Annotated in this window: 5 protein-coding genes; 1 reads left to right on the top strand and 4 read right to left on the bottom strand. The window is 74.1% G+C overall.

Annotated features, from left to right (window positions below; genetic code table 11):
- Positions 1–161 precede the first annotated feature (161 nt).
- Both ACIGZJ_RS22300 and ACIGZJ_RS22295 read right to left on the bottom strand, forming a co-directional pair.
- Complete coding sequence (locus ACIGZJ_RS22300; RefSeq protein ID WP_396458851.1) at positions 162–332, bottom strand: hydrophobic protein; 171 nt, start codon at positions 330–332, stop codon at positions 162–164.
- A 217-nt stretch (positions 333–549) separates the two neighbouring features.
- Positions 550–1,350 carry an SDR family NAD(P)-dependent oxidoreductase gene (locus ACIGZJ_RS22295; protein WP_396458850.1) on the bottom strand — a complete coding sequence of 267 codons (801 nt, stop codon included), beginning with the start codon at positions 1,348–1,350 and terminating at the stop codon, positions 550–552.
- A gap of 102 nt (positions 1,351–1,452) precedes the next feature.
- On the opposite strand from ACIGZJ_RS22295, the gene ACIGZJ_RS22290 reads away from it, so the two are divergent.
- Complete coding sequence (locus tag ACIGZJ_RS22290; protein WP_396458849.1) at positions 1,453–2,094, top strand: TetR/AcrR family transcriptional regulator; 642 nt, start codon at positions 1,453–1,455, stop codon at positions 2,092–2,094.
- 18 nt (positions 2,095–2,112) lie between these two features.
- Here ACIGZJ_RS22290 and ACIGZJ_RS22285 read toward each other — a convergent pair whose 3' ends face one another.
- Together ACIGZJ_RS22285 and ACIGZJ_RS22280 are read right to left on the bottom strand one after the other, a co-directional pair.
- Entirely contained in the window at positions 2,113–2,409 is a 297-nt protein-coding gene (locus ACIGZJ_RS22285) for a hypothetical protein (protein ID WP_396458848.1), read from the bottom strand.
- 24 nt (positions 2,410–2,433) lie between these two features.
- Entirely contained in the window at positions 2,434–2,673 is a 240-nt protein-coding gene (locus ACIGZJ_RS22280; protein WP_396459022.1) for a hypothetical protein, read from the bottom strand.
- Between the last annotated feature and the right edge of the window lie 344 nt (positions 2,674–3,017).

Below are 3,017 nucleotides of genomic sequence, written 5' to 3'. Positions count from 1 at the left end.
TACCCCCCCCCCCCCCCCCCCCCCCCCCCCCCCCCCCCCCCCCCCCCCCCCCCCGGGCGCCCCCCCCCCCCCCCCGGGCCCCCCCCCCCCCCCCCCCACGGCCGGCGGCCCGTCACCACCGGGCGACCGCACGGTGTGCGCGACCCGGCGGCGAGCCGGTGTCACCAGCGGTACCAGCGGCCCCGGCCGCCCGCCGCGGTGGTGCCGCGGACGAGGAACCCGAGCAGCCACGCCGCCAGCACGATCACGGCCAGCCACCACAGGACCTTCAGCGCGAAGCCCGCGCCGAACAGCAGCAGGGCGAGCAGAAGGACGAGAATCAGCGGACCCATCGCATTTCCTTTCCTCCGGTGATTGTCGACTCGCTGCTGCCCCCGATGCCGGAGTCCATGCCCCGCCGCGGCGCCCGACGTGATCCGAAGGAGAGGCCCGGGGCCTCGGTTCGGCGTGCCCGGGTGCTCGCGCGGAGCCGCGGCGTCACCGCTGTCCGCGGGCTGGTCGGCGGTGAGTCCGGCCACAGCGGAACACCGGGGGACAGCGTGGCGGGGATCAGCGCGCCGGGGATCGGTGCGCCGGGTTCGGCCGGGTGATGCGTTCGGCGAAGGCGACCATGGCGCGGCGCGGCAGCAGGCGCGGGGTCAGCGTGCCGAGGCGGTTCACGAATCCGTCGACGACGGTCGGCCGTCCCTTCTGCAGGGCGGCCAGCGTGGTGGCGACGACCTGCTCGGGCCGACGGCGGTTGCCCACCACGGCCTGCTCGCCGACGACCTCGAAGAAGGGGGTGTCGGTGGCACCCGGGCAGAGCGCCAGGGCCCGGACGCCGCTGCCGCGCAGCTCGTTCGAAAGCGCCTCGGTGAAGGAGAGCACGTACGCCTTGGTCGCCCCGTAGACGGCCATCCGGGGAACCGGTTGGAAGGCGGCCGTGCTGGCCACGTTGATCACCGCCCCGCGGCCCCGCTCGACCATCCCGGGCAGCAGCCGGGCGGTCAGGTCGGTGAGGGTGAGGCAGTTGAGGTGCACCTCCTCTGCCATCCGCGTCGGGTCGCTCTCGGCGACGGCGCCGAAGGTGGCGAAGCCGGCGTTGTTGATCAGGACGTCGACGGCCGCACCCAGCTCCTCGACCCGGCGCTGTACCTCCGCGCCGGCCCCGGGGCGGGCCAGGTCGAGCGGCAGGACGTGCACGGTGATGTCGTTGGCCTTCGTCAACTCCTGCTGGAGGGCGCGCAGTCGGTCCTCGCTGCGGGCGACGACGACCAGGTCCGATCCGCGGGCGGCGAGCTCGCGGGCGAACGCCGCCCCTATCCCGGTGGACGCTCCCGTGATCAGGGTGGTCTTGCGGCTGAAGTCCATGACTCTCCTCGTGACGGGACGCGGGCGGACGTCGAATCCGCACCGGGGCCTCAATGTAGTCAGCGACAACAAAGTAGTCAACGACTACTTACTCGTATGCTGATGACCATGCGAACGGGCCGCTATCACCACGGAGACCTCCGCGCCGCACTTCTGGAGCGCGCCGAGCAGACACTGCGCGAGCAGGGCGTCGAGGCGCTGTCGCTGCGCGAGCTCGCCCGCGCCCTCGACGTCAGCCACGCCGCGCCCAGCCGCCACTTCAGGGACCGGCGCGCCCTGCTCGACGCGCTCGCGCTCACCGGCATCCAGCGCCTGACCGCCGCGGCCCGCAGCGGGCTCGCCAGGAGCGGGGACGGCTTCCGCGAGCGGGTGTTCGTCTTCGCCCGCGCGTACGTCGACTTCTCCGCCGCCCACGCCGCACTCCTGGAGCTGGCCTTCGCCCGCAAGCACGACACCTCCGTCGCGGAGGAACTGGAGCTCGCCTGGCAGCCCGTGAAGGCGGACCTCCACGCCCTGATCGCACAGGGCCAGCGGGAGGGACGGATCCGGACCGGGGACGCCGACCGGATCGGCGCCGTCATCTTCGCGGCCGTGCACGGCGTGGCCACCCAGGCGGCGGGCGGCCAGCTCTCCGGCCCGGCCCTGGACCAGGTCTTCGACGACCTGCTCACCCACCTGCTCCGCGGCCTCGCACCGAGCGCCGGGGACGAACCGCTGGCCAGATCCGCCGCACCGGTCTGCTGAACCGGCCCGTCCTCACCCTCAAGGCCGGGCCGCCCCCGCCGTCAGCTCACGCCCTCGGGCTCCTCCGCGAGCAGCTCCAGCACCGGCAGCGCCGCAAGCAGGGCGTCGTCCGAGGACGTCCGGGCCGAGCATCTCGCGCACCGGGTTGCATCCGAGGGACGCCGCGAACAGGGTGCCGACGGGCGGCAGCGCGGCGATGCCCTGGGCGGTGGCGGCCGGCACGCCCTGCGCGGTCAGCACGCCCTCCGGCCCGTGCGGCAGCGAGCCCGCCAGGCCGGCCACCATCAGCGAGAAGAAGAAGCCGGCGTCGACCACCCGGCGCGATCCGAAAGAGGGGCCCTAAGCGGGCCGCTGCACCCGGTGGCGGGTGGCGCCGAATCCGGTCTCGTGGTCCCAGACGTGGGTGCAGCCCGGGCACTGCAGGTGCAGCAGGCTCCCGGTGTTGGACAGCAGGTAGCGCCAGTGCTCGGCACAGCTGCGCCCCTGCGCACACGGCTCGCAGCCGCGCGCGTCCTCGCAGGCCGGGCAGGCCACCCAGGCGCGGCGGCCGGGGTCGGCCTGCGGGTCGATCGGCAGCAGGCCCGTGCGCGGGCGCCCCGAGCGGAGGGACGGGCGGGCGACATCGGTGCGATTGCGGAACATGAACGCTGAACTTAGGTAAGCCTTCCCTTCCTGTCAAGCTGTCGAGGGCTTCCACGGGCGCCTGAGGTCGCGGAGAGTGCCGGCGTGGCGGCGGTGGGTGGGGGTTGTGGTGCGGGCCACCCGGCAGCGGGTGGCCGCGAGGCCGTTGCGGCACGCGCGGCAGGGGGGCCGTCACGCGCTGTCGAGGATGTGCCCGGCCTCACAGCACTCCCGCTGTGGCCCGGGCCACTTTCAGGCCCGGTTCGATCTTGAAAAAGCGGACATTTGGCTTCAAATCATGC

It is taken from the genome of Kitasatospora sp. NPDC052868 (assembly GCF_044547105.1).
GTDB lineage: Bacteria > Actinomycetota > Actinomycetes > Streptomycetales > Streptomycetaceae > Kitasatospora.
Note: the sequence above shows the minus strand (reverse complement) of the source record. Positions and strands in the feature narration are given on the sequence as shown.

Excerpts from the sequence above, each read along its gene's own strand:
- ACIGZJ_RS22300 (WP_396458851.1), bottom strand. The coding sequence starts at position 332 with ATGGGTCCGCTGATTCTCGTCCTTCTGCTCGCCCTGCTGCTGTTCGGC.
- ACIGZJ_RS22295 (WP_396458850.1), bottom strand. The coding sequence starts at position 1,350 with ATGGACTTCAGCCGCAAGACCACCCTGATCACGGGAGCGTCCACCGGG.
- ACIGZJ_RS22290 (WP_396458849.1), top strand. The coding sequence starts at position 1,453 with ATGACCATGCGAACGGGCCGCTATCACCACGGAGACCTCCGCGCCGCA.